The following is a 16,375-nucleotide window of genomic DNA, read 5'->3' as shown; positions in this document are numbered from 1 at the left end:
GAGCAACACGAACGTCCAGTCCGGATGAAAACGCTTGACCGATTTCGCCAAAACCCGCGCCTTGGGAAGATAGCTTTTCGTGATTGATGTGTAAACAAGCATTATTTTCTAAACTCTTGTGCCGTTACCAGGGCAGATTGAATGGTCGATAGTATCAATTCAGGCGATGAGCCCAGTGGAATAACTTTTCCAAACTGATATCGCTTGACACGGTTGCCCTGTGCCCCAATATCGAATGCAACGATCGGTAGCTCCATTTTCATAGCCTCGGAAATTGTATAACTGAACGTTTCCGGAACAATTGAAGGCATCAGAATTACATTAATACCTTGGCTATCTATAATTGACGGCAGTTCGTTTGGCGTGTAACTACCAAGAACCTTAATTCCTATTGGAGTATCTACAAAGCTAGGCCCCACAAGCGTGATTGGTATGTAAGTACCTTGCTCTTCGATGTAATCATAAAGTGCTTTAACTATGTTTGCACCTTTAGGGTGGGACAGCGTGCCTAATATACCAATATGCAAAGGCCCTGCTACATCCAACGTAGTGTTGCATTTAAAGTAATCGATAGCATGAGGTATTATTTTAATTTTACTATCTTCCAGATAAAAAGCTTTTCGAACGATTTCCACTGACGATGGGTCAAAAAAAGTTACTGTATTTGCTGCTTCAAAAAGTGCAGCGAAGGGCTTACGCCACTCTGCTATATCAACTGGTCTATTTTCCTCAGGATACCAGTCATGGTACCAGCCTACGTTCTTTTTAAGGCAACGGCCACACACTGCAGGATCCTGTGGTACGCCACAATATTTACCTTCAAAATCTGAGAGGTGTGGCGACGAACACAAGGCATAAAAATCATGTATTTTGAAATCTAATGATGCGCCCAAGGACCGAGCAAGGCCAACAATATTTGAAGCGGCTCCTTTGATATCTGGATAACCATACAAGGAATTTAGAATAATGCTTGTGCCGCGCGAAACAGAGAGGCTTTCGAACAATTCTTCAATTGAAGGGGTGTAGAAGAGCATCCCGTCACCATCACCAATCCATTGAACAAACCAAACAGCGTCAAAACAATAAACTCTTAGAGCCGAGCCACCATCGGCAAGGATGCTTTTCACTAATTCACGGGTATAGCTATTACTCCCACCTCCGCCATTGTGATCAAAAATAATAATGGGATTTAAAATCAGTCGGTTTTTAAGGTAGGTGTAAAACAAATCAATTCGATGTGCGCTACATTGCTGCGAAAGAAACGAATCTGGAAGATATGACTTAGTAATTAAGTCCATTTCACCCGCGAAGTATGGAAACATTCTTTCGATCGCATGCGCCAATGTTGCATCAGCTTGACCTTCTTCTGGTTCAAAATCCTTTGCAGATAACTGCATGCCGACCAAAGACTTAATTGCTTCACCGCGAAACCAAAACATACTTCCAACAGGGAAGTAGTTAAGGTCGATTTCACCTACCTCTGCTTTTGCCTTGTTGAGACGGTTGAAAAGTTTTTCAATATTACGGCTATTGGCACTGGTTCTCACAAGCCGTTTTAAGGGATGGTATGGATTAGGAAAGAGAATTCCCAGATTTTTATTTTTAACGAACTGCTGAAGGATCGCTGTTACGCGAGAAGGGCTACCAAGTAGCGATTCCATCAAATACCGCCTCCACCCTCCAAGCTCCCATGTGTTATGTGGGGATCGCCTTGTGTGAATGTGAAGCACTATTTCATGCCCAGCAAGTTCCGGCCCTAGCGTCACCAGCATAGGAAAAATATCCCTGCCACGATTCTCCGCGATACGAATATCCAACGCCAATATATTTTTCATTTTTGAAAAGACGTCTTTAACCAGTTCTGCCTTTTCCCTGGCATCCGTTGTTACATATAATTTAAATTTAATTGGGATATTTTCTAGATAAGATCTAATTTCAGTTGCAAGATCCGGATAGTAAATGTGAGCGTGAACGGCTATATTTTCAGGCAACTTAACAGCCTTATCTACAATGTCATTCAGCACCAGAACCGAAGCCGAAGGCGACTGCAATGCAGTCGCTAGACTTCGCTCGTACAGAGCGATACTGGTTTGCAATCCTTTTGACAAATCACCTTTTCGGGCTATATCTACGCCTCTACGCACCAATCGCCAAAATCCATCCACACCCGGGTGTGCCTGCCGATGGCTTTGGTAAAGCTGAATAATTCGCCCAGCTTGCCGTCGCAATTGCGAGATTTTCCGCAACGGTCGAGTGATCCTCCAAGACGCGGATATTCGATAAGCTTGATTTTCATTGCGCGACTCGTTATATAACACCTGTAATTCATTTAACCGCTGCTGAAGAACGTCCATTTTTCGATCACGCGCGGTCAAGATATTTTCATATGATTGGCTTTGATCAATCAGCTTTTTATTACCGAGATAAAATAGGGCTTCATCTGATTTAAGCGTTAGCCTAAAAGTCCACCCCTCCGTCACTTGGTCGAGTATTTCCTTGTCAATTGATGGAAGCCATTGTGGATCGTTGTTGGTTGCTTGAAAAAGACACCCGACAGAGTCAACAAATACAATTAACCTTGCTCCGTGAACTCCGCCATCATCAACTTGAGGTTGCCCTCGCCAAACCACTTTGTCTTCCTCCGTCAATATTTCAGCATTAACGATCAGGAAATGTTTTTGCTCAGAGACTGGATCAATCCTGATCTGTTGCAGGCCATTGATACCCCCACATTCTGAGAAATGAAAATCTATAATTGTTAAATCTTCATTTCTACTAATCAAGCGCCCGACTAATTTATTATTCTCTGTTATGGATGGGCTACCCCTGTCAGTCCAGTACAATTCCGTAGTAAATAGGAGCGATGGATTACGGATACAAGGCGACCCAGGCTCGGTGTTTTTCTGAATATCTTTTGGGTAAACTCTTGTCGATAGCAACCACTGATAGGTTAGCGCGTCCTCACGACTAGCAATTAGTGCACTCGTCCAACGGGTTGGAAAAAGCTTTGAGATACGATCTGAAAACTCCGTCTCTTCAATTTCTTTTTGGACAGTATCAACCTCCCAAGCATGTAGGCCGAAGGCTTGTAGTTTATCCAAGAGACTTTGTCTAGAATAGAATCTGAGGTGCGTATTATCGAATAAACCATTTTGACTGTATTCAAAATAGCCAAAAAGCAACTCAAGCCCTACAGCAACATGGGTAATGTTAGGCACGGAAAAAATAATCGTGCCGTGCGGCTTGACAAGTTTCCGCAACTCTGAAAGCAGTCGATCTGGATTAGCCAAATGCTCGAGCACATCCGCAACAATAATGTAGTCATATGTCTCGGGCTGAAATACATTTGTCAGTGATTCTGACTCCAGATTTTTTACTGCCGTGAATCTATATCTGGAGCGACAGATTTCAATTGCAGCCTCATCAGAATCAACACCATCAACAATACATCCCTTAACTTCAGACAGGTACGATCCAAGCATTCCAGGGCCACAGCCGACATCCAGGACAACTGAATTAGGAGAGATCTTATCGACGATTTTGGAAAGAGACTCCTCCACATCGGCATGGATAGTTCTCTCATAATTCTGATAACTTTTCATTTTTATTCTTTTCTCCAATACACTCCTGTCCAATCAATTTTTTGAATTGATGGTTTTAAAGAGTTTTTATCCAGAAAATCATGTACTGCCTGCCTACAGCTTTCTATATATCCATAGTCGTCGATGATGACAAATCCGCCAACACTGACCTTATGATATAAAGCATCTAAACTTACGTAGGTAGATTCATACATGTCACCGTCAAGCCGAAGCAAGGAGATTTTACCTACCGGTGCAGTAAATAAGGTTTCATGAAACCATCCTTCTATGAATTTAACCTGGTCATCTAATAAGTCAAAGGTTTGAAAATTTCGCTTTACTTGCTCAAGAGATATTGCCAGTTTTTCGAATTGATAGTGCGTATCATCTTTGTCAGCTGGATACTCATGTTTGGGAGGGGGAAGTCCTTTGAAAGAATCTGCCAGCCATACGGTCCTATCGCGAATTTCGAAACATTTAAGAATGGCTCGCATGAACATCGATGCCCCACCTTTCCAAACACCCGCCTCCAAAAAATCCCCTTCGATATTTTTCTCTATGATCTCTGAGGCGCACATCTGAATGTTATTTAGACGCTTTAACCCAATCATGGTAAAACCATTTTCCGGCCAATCTGTTCCATCAAGTCGGGCCTCTGACGGATGGTTAATTTGATCAGTTAATACGTTCTTCAATAGGTCAAGATAAAGATGATTTGTCATGATATTTCCTTTGCATGAGATATTTCTAATTCCAGCTTCAGCATAGGGATGCCGATCAATCCATTGGAAACCCTATCAGAATCCGACTTGAATATTATCGCGTCGTGAATCCAGTGCTGTTGCTCATGGTTTTGTGACGTACCAGTGGCTATTGCCACAGTCACACTGTAGTCCCCTGCTGGGAGCAGCGGCATTCTAAACGTAAAGGTTGCTCTTAGCTCGTCATCAGCAGAGCAAATCATTGGGCTTTCCCTGTAGGCCAAATAGGTATTGTCTCCAAAAAGCATTTGCCCTAAGCGATCCTTGATGAAAAAACCCAAGATTGGCGAGTCAAGCTCACGATGCACTTGCGCCTCGATTTTCAAAATTACCGTTTCTCCACCATCTATCCAAGATAATGAGTTGGAATTCTCATCCAACAAATACACGCCACTAATAGTTGCACCACCTTTACCAAATGATGCGGCATCAGGATTGAAATTGAATACCCGTATATCGTTGGGCAACTTGGATTGAGGGATAGGTTCAAGAGGCCGGTCGCCCAGAGATATCGTTGACTCGAGCTTTTTGATAGCCTGCTTGGTAGTACTCTTAGCTTGCGCCTCATATGAAGCCTCAAGGTACGACTCGCACACCTCTTTTGGTGAACCTTCCTGTATGACATTGCCATGTTCTAGCCATATCACATGCGTGCAAAGACTTTTGATGCTAGCAGTATCATGACTGACAAATAATACAGTGCCGCTTCGCATAAATTCCCGTAGAAAACGCATACATTTTTGAGTGAAAAATGTATCGCCTACGGCCAAAGCCTCATCGATCACAAGAATATCTGCATCGATGTGTGCAATGACGGCAAATGCCAACCGCACCATCATCCCGCTAGAATAGGTTTTTACTGGCTGCTCAATAAAGTCGTCAATGTCGGCGAAATCAACAATATCATCAAAGCGGGCACTTATTTCTTCATTACTCAAGCCCAGCACAGAGGCATTCATGTAAACATTTTCGCGCCCCGTGAATTCGGGATTGAACCCAGAGCCCAGTTCAAGCAGAGCAGCCACGCGACCATTGGTTTGTACACTGCCATTGCTGGGCGAAAGCGTGCCGCAAATCATTTGCAGCAGTGTAGATTTACCTGAGCCGTTTCGTCCGATGATACCGACAGTCTGACCTGTCTTAACTTCGAATGACACATCTTGGAGCGCCCAGAATTCGCGGAAGTATTGCTTGGGTGATTTTCCGGCTAACCTCTGCAGACGAGGGGCGACAAATTGCTTAAGCCGATCGCGCGGGGCGTTGTAAATCTCGTAGCACTTGCTGAGATTGGCGACACGGATGGCGATATCGTTAGAGGACATCGGCAAACCCCTTCCTGGTTTTTTGGAACCACACGTAGCCTGCCCAAGCAATGGCAAAAGCAGCCAGGGTGTACGCCCCCAAACCCAGCCAATTCGGCAAATGTCCCCAGATCAGCACTTCACGCGCTTGTTCGATAACGAATGTAAGCGGATTTGCCATGATGAATGGGCGGAACCTTTCTGGCACCGCATTTACCGGGTAAAAAACCGGAGAGAGAAACATCAAGACAGTGGTGATGATGCCAATGGTTTGCCCGACGTCGCGCAGAAATACGCCCAAGGATGCGAGCATCCACGCCAGACCGGTTGTGAGGATCACCAGCGGAAGCAAGACCATGGGCGTGAATATCGCCGTCCAATGCAGGTAGCCGTTAAAAAGTGCGAAGGCGGCGAGCAGCACTCCCAGACTAATGAGACTGTGAAAGAGCGCAGCGCCCATAGCAATCACTGGCAGTATTTCAATAGGAAACACCACTTTTTTGACGTAATTGACGTTGGAAATAATCAGCCCAGGTGCGCGGTTGAGCACCTCACTGAACAGGCTGAGCACGATCATTCCCACAAAAAGCACTACAGCGAATTGCGTTTTGCTGTCGTCGCCACCAAGCCCACCCCAGCGGGATTTGAAAATCTCCGAAAAGACAAACGTGTACACCACCAACATGAACACAGGATTGAAGAACGACCAGGCCAGCCCCATGGCCGAGCCTTTGTAGCGGCCCACCACTTCGCGCTTGGTCATTTGCACGATGAGCTGACGGTTGCGCCAGAGGCTTTTGACCAGCGCCACCAGGGAGGTGGGCTGGGCGGCGTGGGGGTTGATTCCCTGGTGCGTGGTTAGGGGGGAGTGGTTAGTGGGGAGTGGGGATGTCATGTGAAGTGCTCCGCGTCTGCGAGCAGCTTCGCCTGTTCGTCTTTTGCGGATAAGGCAGGTTCGCCCTGAATGGGCCATTGGATGCCTAGGGTGGGGTCGTTCCAGGCAATGCTGCGCTCAAACTGGGGGGCGTAGTAGTCGGTGGTTTTGTACAGAAACTCGGCAGTGTCAGAAATGACGACAAAACCATGCGCGAAGCCTTCAGGCACCCATAGCTGGCGTTTGTTGTCTGCCGATAGGATTTCACCCACCCACTGCCCGAAGGTGGGTGACGACTTGCGGATGTCTACCGCCACGTCAAACACCTCACCTTGCACCACGCGCACCAGCTTGCCTTGGGGTTGCTGGATTTGGTAATGCAAGCCGCGCAGCACGTTTTTAGCGGAACGGGAATGATTGTCTTGGACAAAGCTGATTTGCCTGCCAACGGCAGCTTCAAATTTCGCGTGGTTGAAGCTCTCGAAAAAGAAACCTCGCTCATCTCCAAAAACTTTGGGCTCAATGATGAGTACGTCTGGGATCGTGGTGGCCGTGACTTTCATTTCTGGATCTCTTCCTTCAACAGACGCAGCATGTACTGGCCGTAACCATTTTTGGCCAATGGCTGGGCAAGCTTTTCAAACTGTTCGGTGCTTATGAAGCCATTGCGCCAGGCAATCTCTTCGGGGCAGGCAATCTTCAAGCCTTGGCGGTGCTCCAGTGTGGCGATGAACTGACTGGCCTCAAGCAGACTGTCGTGCGTGCCGGTGTCCAGCCAGGCGTAGCCGCGCTGCATGATCTGCACATTGAGCTGCCCTTGCTCCAGGTAAGCTTGGTTAACGGCGGTGATTTCCAGCTCGCCACGAGAGCTGGGCCTGACAGCCTTGGCGATATCTACGACCTGATTGTCGTAAAAATACAGGCCAGTGACGGCATAGCTGCTMTTGGGGTGGGTGGGTTTTTCTTCAATGCTGCTGGCCTTGCCTTGAGCGTCAAACGCCACCACGCCGTAGCGCTCAGGGTCGGTCACATGGTAGGCAAATACGGTGGCACCGCTGGCCTGCGCATCGGCACCGGCCAGCAGCTGAGCAATATCGTGGCCATGAAAGATGTTGTCGCCCAGCACCAGGGCACTTGGAACGTTGCCCACAAACTGCTCGCCAATGATGAAGGCCTGCGCCAAGCCATCAGGGCTGGGCTGCACGGCATATTGCAGGTTCAGGCCCCACTGGCTGCCGTCGCCCAGCAACTGTTGAAAGCGCGGCGTGTCTTGGGGGGTACTGATGACGAGGATGTCGCGCATGCCCGCAAGCATGAGAGTGCTCAGCGGGTAGTAAATCATGGGCTTGTCATACACCGGCAGCAGCTGTTTGCTGAGGGCCAATGTGGCCGGGTGCAGGCGGGTGCCGGAGCCGCCGGCGAGGATGATGCCTTTGCGTTGTGTCATATTTGCTGTGCGTCCCTGATTCAATGTTGTCGATGTAATGCTGCGCATTTAGTGTTGCGCCGGGGCATACGCCAGGCCCAGTTCAGTTGCCACGATGTTCAGCCTCTTGTCTCTCGTCCAGAGCATGGCGCCACCCATTCGGGCAGAGGCGAGCAGATGCGCGTCTATGTAACCAATGCCCCGCCCCATCAATTGATGCTGGTCGATAAAAAATAGCACTTCCTTGTCAGTGCTCAGGGTCATGGAGGGGAGCGCCTGCAGCAGACCCAGCACCTCGCCGCGCGCCTTTAAATTGCCGCAAGCCAGTTCACCCAACACAAATGAGTGCATCCAGACTTGCCCGGCCTCGAGGGCAGCAGCCAACGCAGCGTCGCCCTGCCTGAAATGGTCCACCCAAACCGACGTGTCTACCAGCATCATGCGCAGATCATCCAGAGGCATCCTGCCGGCGAGGAATAGGCTGCAACTGGGCTTGCGTGCCGCCCAGCCTGGCGAGGCGACGAGCGCTCTCGCGCTGCACCAGCGCCAGCAGCGCTTCGCGCAATAACTGGGTGCGCTCCGTTAAGCCGCTCATGAGTTGGGCTTGGGCCAGCAACTCATCGTCAAGATTGATGGTGGTGCGCATGAAAAACCCCTTCAAGCATCAATAATAGCATCAAATGATGACAAAAATAAGCTCATCGAGTCAAAACCTCATTCAACATGCGGTCCACACCCTGCCGCCACGGTGGCAGGGTCAGGCCAAAGGTGGTTTGCAGCCTGGTGGTGTCCAGCCGAGAGTTGTGGGGCCGTTTGGCGGGTGTCGGGAAAGCGTTGGTGGGAACGGGGTCTACTGCTTTAGCTATTATTTTTAGGGCTGACTTCCCATGCTCCTGGCTCCGTTCTGCCTGGGCCAGGACGTGTTTTGCATAGCCATGCCAGCTGGTTTCGCCGCCGGCCACCAGGTGATAAAGGCCGGCATCGGCGGGGCGCTGCAGCACCTGGCGAATGGCGTGGGCTGTTACGTCGGCCAGCAACTCGGCGCCGGTGGGGGTGCCAAACTGGTCATTGATCACCGTGAGGCGTTCGCGCTCCTGCGCCAGGCGCAGCATGGTTTTGGCGAAGTTGCCGCCGCGCGCGGCATAGACCCAGCTGGTGCGAAAGATCAGGTGGCGCGGGCCGGCCGCCTGGATGAGCTGCTCGCCTTCAAGCTTGGACTGGCCATAAACGCTGAGCGGCGCCGGGGCGTCGGCCTCTGTCCACGGGCGGGTGCCGCTGCCGTCAAATACGTAGTCGGTGCTGTAGTGCACCAGCAGCGCGCCGAGCCTGGCAGCCTCCTGTGCCAACACGCTGGGGGCCAGCGCATTGAGCGTGCGCGCGAGTGCAGGCTCACTTTCAGCCTTGTCTACAGCAGTGTGGGCTGCGGCGTTGACGATGACGTCGGGCCGTAGCTGTTGCACCGTGGCGGCCAGACCCTGCAGGTTGCCGAGGTCGCCGCACAGGTCTGTGCTGTGACGGTCCAGCGCCGTCAGCTCACCCAAAGGAGCCAGACTGCGCTGCAGTTCCCAGCCGACCTGGCCGTTTTTGCCGAAGAGCAGGATTTTCAAGCCGCAGCCTTTTGGGTTTGCCCGTACTCGTACTGTTTCGCTGTCCATTCGCGGTAGGCCCCGCTTTGCACATGGGCCACCCACTCGGGGTTGGCCAGGTACCACTGCACGGTTTTGCGGATACCGGTCTCAAAGGTTTCAGCCGGCTTCCAGCCTAGTTCGCGCTGGATTTTGCTGGCGTCTATGGCGTAGCGGCGGTCGTGGCCGGGGCGGTCTTTGACGTAGGTGATTTGCTCGCGGTAGTTTTTGTCGTCGGCGCGGGGTCGCAATTCGTCAAGCAGTGCACACACGATGTTGACGATCTCGATGTTGGGCTTTTCGTTCCAGCCGCCCACGTTGTAGACCTCGCCGGTTTTGCCGGCTTCCAGCACGCGGCGAATGGCGCTGCAGTGGTCTTTCACATAGAGCCAGTCGCGCACCTGCATGCCGTCACCGTACACCGGCAGGGGCTTGCCGGCCAGGGCATTGACGATCATCAGGGGGATGAGCTTCTCGGGGAAATGGTAGGGGCCGTAGTTGTTGCTGCAGTTGGTGGTGAGCACCGGCAGGCCATAGGTGTGGTGGTAGGCGCGCACCAGGTGGTCGCTGGCGGCCTTGCTGGCCGAATAGGGGCTGTTGGGCTCGTAGCGGTGCGTTTCCGTGAAGGCGGCGTCCGCTGGCGCGAGCGAGCCATAGACCTCGTCGGTTGAGACATGCAAAAAACGAAAGCCCGCTTTGGCATCACCTTGCAAGCCGCCCCAATACGCCCTCACGGCCTCCAGCAGGCGGAACGTGCCGACGATATTGGTCTGGATGAAGTCTTCGGGCCCGTGAATGGAACGGTCTACATGCGACTCGGCCGCAAAGTTGATGATGGCCCGGGGCTGGTGGGTGGCCAGCAGGCGGGCAGCCAACGCGGAGTCGCCGATGTCGCCCTTGACAAAGACGTGGCGCGCGTCAGCCTGCAAGGAGGAGAGGTTTTCAAGGTTGCCCGCGTAGGTCAGGTTGTCGATGTTGACCACAGGCTCATCGGTTTGTGCGAACCAGTCAAGAACAAAATTGGCACCAATAAAGCCGGCGCCTCCGGTAACGAAAATCATGCGAGCCTTTAATGGGAATCGATTTGAAGACGTGCGGGGCACTCACCCCGCTAGGCTTAAATTATCCCATTACATTCATTGGCTTCATTTGTAAATCCRGTCTTACACTTTGGCTTTTAATTGTAAATAATCACAATTTCCCACTAACACACCGTTACTGAAAGTGTTTGACATTGAGTCAGATTTAAGAGGCCAACCATGCAGCGCGAAAACACTTCAGCGCCTGCCATGATGAATGGTTACGTGGGAGGGCGTCGTTGCCCAGCCGGGGTCCTGAAACCGGCCATCAGTCAGGGGGATATCGCAGCTGACCACCAGCGACCGAGCACGGTCCGCTCGTCAGCTACCGGCCACAAACGCTCCGATCAAAAATGAATCCCGCGCATCATCTCCTGCATGGCCACTGCCTCGGCCGACAGCTGCGGCTTGGCGCTCTTTTCACCCTTCCCGCCCTTCTCTCCCTTGGCGGCCGATGAGTCAGGGAACATGCGGAAGCTGGTGTTCATGGCAATCTGGGCGATGCGCGGCACCAGCGCGTGCATGACCTGGCCGGTAATGCCCAGGCGGGTGGCAATGCGCACCGGCTTGAAGATGCAGGCCTGCGCGATCATGTCGGCGGCCTCTTCGGGCGAGAGGGTGGGCACGTTGTTGTAGAGGTTGGTGGGCGCAATCATGGGCGTGCGCACCAGCGGCATGTTGATGGTGGTAAAGCCGATGCCCAGGTCGGAGAACTCGCTGGAGGCGCAGCGCGTCCAGGCGTCCAGCGCGGCTTTGGAGGCCACGTAGGCCGAAAAACGCGGCGCATTGGTCAGCACGCCGATGGAGCTGATGTTGACCACATGGCCCTTGCGTTTGGCCGCCATGCCGGGCAGCAGGCCCATGGTCACGCGCAGGCAGCCAAAATAATTGAGCTGCATGGTGCGCTCGAAATCATGGAAACGGTCGTAACTGGCCTCAATGGCTCGGCGAATCGAGCGCCCGGCGTTGTTGATCAGGAAATCGACGCCGCCGTGCTTGGCGATCAGCTCCTTGAGGAAGCGGTCGCAGTCCGCCATGTCGGCAATATCGGCCGGGTAAGCGACAAAGCTGTAGCCTTTGGCTTTCGCTTCCTTGCAGGCAACATCCAGCTTGTCCTGGTCGCGGCCGCAGATGACGGTGATGGCGCCGGCCTCGGCAAATTTGTGCGCTGCCGCCAGGCCAATGCCTGAAGAGCCGCCGGTAATCAGCACCACCTTGCCGCCGACCGTGCCCTTGAGCGTGCGGTCAATGTGCAGGTCGGGGTCGAGGTGGCGCTCCCAGTAATCCCATAAGCGCCAGGCGTAGTCCTTGAGGTTGGGGCATTCAACACCTGAACCCTTGAGCGCCGCCATGGTGCCCCGGCAGTCAAACCGGGTCGGGTAGTTCACGAAGGTCAGCATGTCCTCGGGCAGGCCAAGGTCGGCCATGATGGCGGCGCGCACGCGGCGCACCGGTGCCAGCGCCATCAGGCTTTTCTTGACGCCGCGCGGAATGAAGCCCAGCAGGGCGGCATTGACGAACAGGTTCATCTTCGGTGCGTGGGCGGCCCGACTGAAGATGTCAAGCACATCGCCGACGCGGTAGCCCACCGGATCCACCAGGTGGAAGCATTTTTTGGCAATGTCACCCTTGTCTTTGGGAAGGTGGCTGATGTGGTCCAGTGCGTCGACCACGAAGTCGACCGGAACAATGTTGACGCGCCCCCCCTCCAGCCCCACGGCCGGCATCCAGGGCGGCAGCAGTTGCCGCATGCGCTGGATCAGCTTGAAGAAATAGTAAGGGCCGTCAATCTTGTCCATTTCCCCGGTGGTGCTGTCGCCCACCACCATGGCCGGCCGAAACACCGTCCAGGGCACCTTGCACTCCTTGCGCACGATTTTTTCGCTCTCGTGCTTGGTCATGAAATACGGATGCTCGTAGTTTTCGGCCTCCTCAAACATGTCCTCGCGGAACACGCCCTCATACAGGCCTGCCGCCGCGATGGAGCTCACATGATGAAAGTGGCCCGCCTCGATGGCCTTGGCGAATTCGACGGTATTGCGTGTGCCGTCAATGTTGACGGCGATCTGGCTTTCTTCATCGGCGTCCAGGTCGTACACCGCCGCCAGGTGATAAAAATGACTCACCCGTCCCTTGAGTTGTTTGATGTCTTCGCTGCTGACTCCGAGCTTTTTGCTGGTCAGGTCGCCATGCACGGCGACCGCCCGGCTGGCACTCACGCCCCAGTACTCCCTGAGTGCGGCCAATTTGCCAGCGCTTTCCTGGCGGATCAGGAAATGAACGGTGCTGCCTTTTCGTTCCAGGAGTTTTTTAACCAGGCGTTTACCAATGAAGCCAGTGGCTCCCGTGACGAAATAATGCATTGAGATTGTCCTTGTGTCTTGTGCTGACGCGTGCTGAACCGGCGGTCAGAAAGCCGATTCTTGCCCAAGCCATGGTAGTCGCCATTCAGCAGAAACCCGCGTCCCGGTGCGGGGGCTTTGAGCTTTTTTGGTTTTCTAGAACCCGGCATCTAAACACCGGCACCTGAAGGCCTTATATTTGCTGCGTGCGCAGTACACCCACCGCGCAGCACCTCCTATCCACCATCAGCATGGAGACAATCATGGTCAAGAAACTGCAAAAAATGAGTGCCGACAAAAAAGCGGCTCCTCCATTGGCCAGCGCCGTCAAGGAGTCCGCCCAGCAAATCTGGCTGGCCGGGCTGGGGGCTTTCTCCAAGGCCCAGGAAGAAGGCGGAAAAGTGTTTGAGACCCTGGTCAAGGAAGGCCTGACCATCCAGCGCAAAACGCAGGCGGCTGCTGAAGAAAAGATTTCTGAAGCCACCAGCAAAATGACCAACATGGCCACCGACATCCAGTCCAAGGCCGGCCATCAGTGGGACAAGCTGGAGAATATTTTTGAAGAGCGCGTGGCCAAAGCCCTGAACAAGCTCGGCGTGCCGTCTGCGAAGGACGTGGACGCCCTGGCTGCGCGCATTGACGAGCTCAACAAGAACATGCAGAAAATGTACGGCAAGGCACCTGTTGCCAGGACAGCTGAAAAACCTGCGGCCAAAAAACCGGCCAGCACAGCAGCCAAGCCCGCGGCCGCCAAGCGCCCCGCCGCACGCAAATCCGCTTGAGCACCCGGCGCATTCGGCGCTTTGGAAAAAGGGACGCGCGTCCCTTTTTTTACGCCTGTCCGGCGAACAGTTAACTGAAGGGTATGGGGTTGAGCCATGCACGGCTACATGGCTGTATGATCGGCCGCCCGTCAGCAGGCTTTGCCGCTGGACTTCCCCAGTTCCGCGCCGGGGGGCTCTGGGTTAGAGTACAGAACAAAACGAGGTAGACAATTTATGGCGAAAAAAGCGCCGCGCCGTACTGCAGAGCGGATTTTGGAGGTCACACTGGACCTGTTCAATCGCTTTGGCGAGCCCAATGTCTCGACCACGCTGATTTCTGCCGAACTCAGCATCAGCCCCGGCAATCTCTACTATCACTACCCCGCCAAAGACGAGCTGATCAACTCCCTGTTTGACCGCTACGAGCGCTCGTTGACCGAGCTCCTGAATGCCAGCGACGGCGTGCGCAATGTCGAAGACGCCTGGTTTTTCATGCACACGCTGTTTGAATTGATCTGGCAATACCGCTTTTTGTACCGCGACCTCAACGACCTGTTGAGCAAAAACCGCCGGCTGGAAACCCACTTTCAATGGGTGCTCAAAAACAAGACCCGCGCTGTCAAGGCCCTCCTAGACGGCATGAGCCGCGCCGGCGCCGTGACGATTGATTCGCGCGAGGTGGAAGCCACGGCCACCAGCATGGTGGTGGTGCTGACCTACTGGCTCAGCTTCGAGTACGTGCGCGACCCGCGCAACGCCCTGGAGCCGGGCAATGCGCAGGCCGCGCTGCTGCGCGGTGCGCACCACGTGCTGAACCTGCTGATTCCTTACCTCGAACAGGGCCAGCGCGCCCACCTGCAGGCCCTGATAGGCGCCTACAACACCCCGGCGTGAGCCCTGCCAACCACTGCCCGCCCCCAACTTCCCACTTCCACTTCCCAATTTCGCTTTCCTCACCCATAACACCAACAACGTTAATCAAGGAGATAACACGATGGCCAAATGGACCGCTTTTCCACACGCTGGCGACTACACGTTGAATGCCGCCAGCCTGAAAAAGAACTGGGCCCGACTGCACCAGGGGGACTGCGAGCCCCTGCCCCAAGAGGCGGATGTGCTGGAGGCCTGGGTACTTTTTCACAATGGCGAGTTTCTAAAGGCAGCCGAGGCCGGCGTCAAGGCTGGTGGCCACGGCCTCACGGTCGCCAACAAGGCCACCAGCATTTATGCCAACTACCTCGAAACCAAAGAAAAGACCAAGCTCGAGCTGTTCATGGAAGTCGCCGCGCGCGCCGAGGCGCAGCAGGCGGCCGCCCCCAAAAATCCCAATGCCTGGTACTGGCAGGCCTATGCCCTCGGGCGCTACAGCCAGGGCATCAGCGTGGCCAAGGCGCTGGCGCAGGGCCTGGGCAGCAAGGTCAAGCATGCGCTGGAGCAAGCCATCAAGCTGCAACCCAAGCATGCCGATGCCCATATCGCGCTGGCGGCTTTTCATGCCGAAGTGATCGACAAGGTGGGCTCGCTGATAGGTGGCATGACCTACGGCGCCAAAAAGGACGTTGGCCTGGTGCTGTACAAGGACGCGCTGAAACTGAACCCCGGCTCCGCGATTGCCATGGTCGAATATGCCAACGGCCTGGTCATGCTCGAAGGCGACAAGAGAATGGCGGAGGCGACGAAGCTGTATGAGCAGGCGGCGGCCAGCAAGCCGATGGATGCCAGCGAACGGCTGGATGTGGAGATGGCGAAGGCTGAACTGGAAGATTAAGTTTTCTGCGCTCAACCAGGCCCGTGTGCGCAAGGTGCGCAGGTCTTCTTATTTGCTGTGTTCTTAATAGCAAATTGCATCCCTCATTATTGAGACCCAGCGTCAAAGTCATCACTGTTGCAGCTCAAAACGCCGGTTGATGTATTTTTTTGCGCCTCCGTCTTGATGCCGCTGGTAAGGTCAAGCTGCGCTGTTTACGGGCATGCCGGGTCTCGCCCCGGCGGGCGACTTACTTTTCTTTGCGTCGCCAAAGAAACCTAAGGAAAAGAAAGGCGACCCGCAGTCTGGGTCCCTTCGCTGCGCTACGGGCAACCTGCGCTGCGCCAGAAAAGCGGGGGTCCGCGCAAACTCGCCTGCGGCTCAAACAGCGCGCGGCCCTGATCCCGCTTTTCTGGCGCAGCACAGGCCCAGCCAGGACGGGTTTGGGGGGAAAGTCAAAAGACAAAAAAACTACACCGATGCCTCACTCCCTCCCCCGCTGGGGGAGGGTTGGGGTGGGGGCTGACCCCGAACCCGCATCCGTACCTGCACCCCCCTTYTGTCTGCGCCGAGGAGCRCAGGGCCAGGCGGATCAGGGATCGCGATTGTCTGAGCGCAGCGAGTTCGAGCGAGACCCCGCCTGGACCGAGATTGGTATGGACGCCTTCCTCTTTGATTTCGGCGCCGCAATCGAACCGGGGGTGGGACCTCGCATCGAACGGCATCGAGTGCCAAAGTGGAGTTCTTACCAACCACTTCAGACGGAGGTCCCGCCATGAATGCTACAACTTACGGTGTCGACATCGCAAAGAATGTGTTCCAGGTGCACTGGATCGAGCCGGAGACCGGAGAGATCAGGCGCAGGAAACTCACGC

Annotated in this window: 14 protein-coding genes; 3 read left to right on the top strand and 11 right to left on the bottom strand. The window is 53.8% G+C overall.

Annotated elements, in window-relative coordinates:
* Nucleotides 1-101 precede the first annotated feature (101 nt).
* The 11 genes from AC1DUR_RS25275 to AC1DUR_RS25225 form a co-directional block, all read right to left on the bottom strand.
* Nucleotides 102-3,602, bottom strand: coding sequence for a rhamnan synthesis F family protein (locus AC1DUR_RS25275; protein WP_477722331.1), 3,501 nt, complete (start codon nucleotides 3,600-3,602; stop codon nucleotides 102-104).
* A 2-nt stretch (nucleotides 3,603-3,604) separates the two neighbouring features.
* Nucleotides 3,605-4,303 (bottom strand): TylF/MycF/NovP-related O-methyltransferase, encoded by a 699-nt coding sequence (locus AC1DUR_RS25270; RefSeq protein WP_477722330.1) that lies wholly within the window; start codon nucleotides 4,301-4,303, stop codon nucleotides 3,605-3,607.
* Nucleotides 4,300-5,664 carry an ABC transporter ATP-binding protein gene (locus AC1DUR_RS25265; RefSeq protein ID WP_477722329.1) on the bottom strand — a complete coding sequence of 455 codons (1,365 nt, stop codon included), beginning with the start codon at nucleotides 5,662-5,664 and terminating at the stop codon, nucleotides 4,300-4,302. The genes AC1DUR_RS25270 and AC1DUR_RS25265 overlap by 4 nt, the downstream gene beginning before the upstream one ends.
* Nucleotides 5,654-6,538, bottom strand: a complete 885-nt coding sequence (locus tag AC1DUR_RS25260; protein ID WP_477722328.1) for an ABC transporter permease — start codon at nucleotides 6,536-6,538, stop codon at nucleotides 5,654-5,656. Before AC1DUR_RS25260 ends, AC1DUR_RS25265 begins: the two co-directional genes overlap by 11 nt.
* Nucleotides 6,535-7,080: a dTDP-4-dehydrorhamnose 3,5-epimerase gene (gene rfbC, locus AC1DUR_RS25255; RefSeq protein WP_477722327.1), complete on the bottom strand. Its 546-nt coding sequence runs from the start codon at nucleotides 7,078-7,080 to the stop codon at nucleotides 6,535-6,537. The genes AC1DUR_RS25260 and rfbC overlap by 4 nt, the downstream gene beginning before the upstream one ends.
* Complete coding sequence (gene rfbA, locus AC1DUR_RS25250) at nucleotides 7,077-7,964, bottom strand: glucose-1-phosphate thymidylyltransferase RfbA (RefSeq protein ID WP_477722326.1); 888 nt, start codon at nucleotides 7,962-7,964, stop codon at nucleotides 7,077-7,079. The genes rfbC and rfbA overlap by 4 nt, the downstream gene beginning before the upstream one ends.
* A gap of 48 nt (nucleotides 7,965-8,012) precedes the next feature.
* Nucleotides 8,013-8,384, bottom strand: a complete 372-nt coding sequence (locus AC1DUR_RS25245) for a type II toxin-antitoxin system VapC family toxin (RefSeq protein WP_477722325.1) — start codon at nucleotides 8,382-8,384, stop codon at nucleotides 8,013-8,015.
* A 7-nt stretch (nucleotides 8,385-8,391) separates the two neighbouring features.
* Complete coding sequence (locus AC1DUR_RS25240) at nucleotides 8,392-8,589, bottom strand: type II toxin-antitoxin system VapB family antitoxin (protein ID WP_477722324.1); 198 nt, start codon at nucleotides 8,587-8,589, stop codon at nucleotides 8,392-8,394.
* Nucleotides 8,590-8,641: 52 nt separating this feature from the next.
* On the bottom strand, nucleotides 8,642-9,550 hold the full coding sequence (gene rfbD / locus AC1DUR_RS25235; protein ID WP_477722323.1) for a dTDP-4-dehydrorhamnose reductase: 909 nt from the start codon (nucleotides 9,548-9,550) through the stop codon (nucleotides 8,642-8,644).
* Nucleotides 9,547-10,629 carry a dTDP-glucose 4,6-dehydratase gene (gene rfbB, locus AC1DUR_RS25230; protein ID WP_477722322.1) on the bottom strand — a complete coding sequence of 361 codons (1,083 nt, stop codon included), beginning with the start codon at nucleotides 10,627-10,629 and terminating at the stop codon, nucleotides 9,547-9,549. Before rfbB ends, rfbD begins: the two co-directional genes overlap by 4 nt.
* Nucleotides 10,630-10,994: 365 nt before the next feature.
* Nucleotides 10,995-13,010: an SDR family oxidoreductase gene (locus tag AC1DUR_RS25225; protein ID WP_477722321.1), complete on the bottom strand. Its 2,016-nt coding sequence runs from the start codon at nucleotides 13,008-13,010 to the stop codon at nucleotides 10,995-10,997.
* Nucleotides 13,011-13,252: 242 nt separating this feature from the next.
* On the opposite strand from AC1DUR_RS25225, the gene AC1DUR_RS25220 reads away from it, so the two are divergent.
* From AC1DUR_RS25220 to AC1DUR_RS25210, 3 genes are all read left to right on the top strand, one after another.
* A complete protein-coding gene (locus AC1DUR_RS25220; RefSeq protein ID WP_477722320.1) occupies nucleotides 13,253-13,771 on the top strand; it encodes a phasin family protein in 519 nt (172 codons plus the stop codon).
* A gap of 216 nt (nucleotides 13,772-13,987) precedes the next feature.
* Nucleotides 13,988-14,647 (top strand): TetR/AcrR family transcriptional regulator, encoded by a 660-nt coding sequence (locus AC1DUR_RS25215; protein ID WP_477722319.1) that lies wholly within the window; start codon nucleotides 13,988-13,990, stop codon nucleotides 14,645-14,647.
* Between the two features lie 100 nt (nucleotides 14,648-14,747).
* Nucleotides 14,748-15,521, top strand: coding sequence for a hypothetical protein (locus AC1DUR_RS25210; RefSeq protein WP_477722318.1), 774 nt, complete (start codon nucleotides 14,748-14,750; stop codon nucleotides 15,519-15,521).
* The last annotated feature ends 854 nt before the right edge of the window (nucleotides 15,522-16,375 follow it).

This window comes from Polaromonas sp. P4_F4, assembly GCF_056401355.1.
Note: the sequence above shows the minus strand (reverse complement) of the source record. Positions and strands in the feature narration are given on the sequence as shown.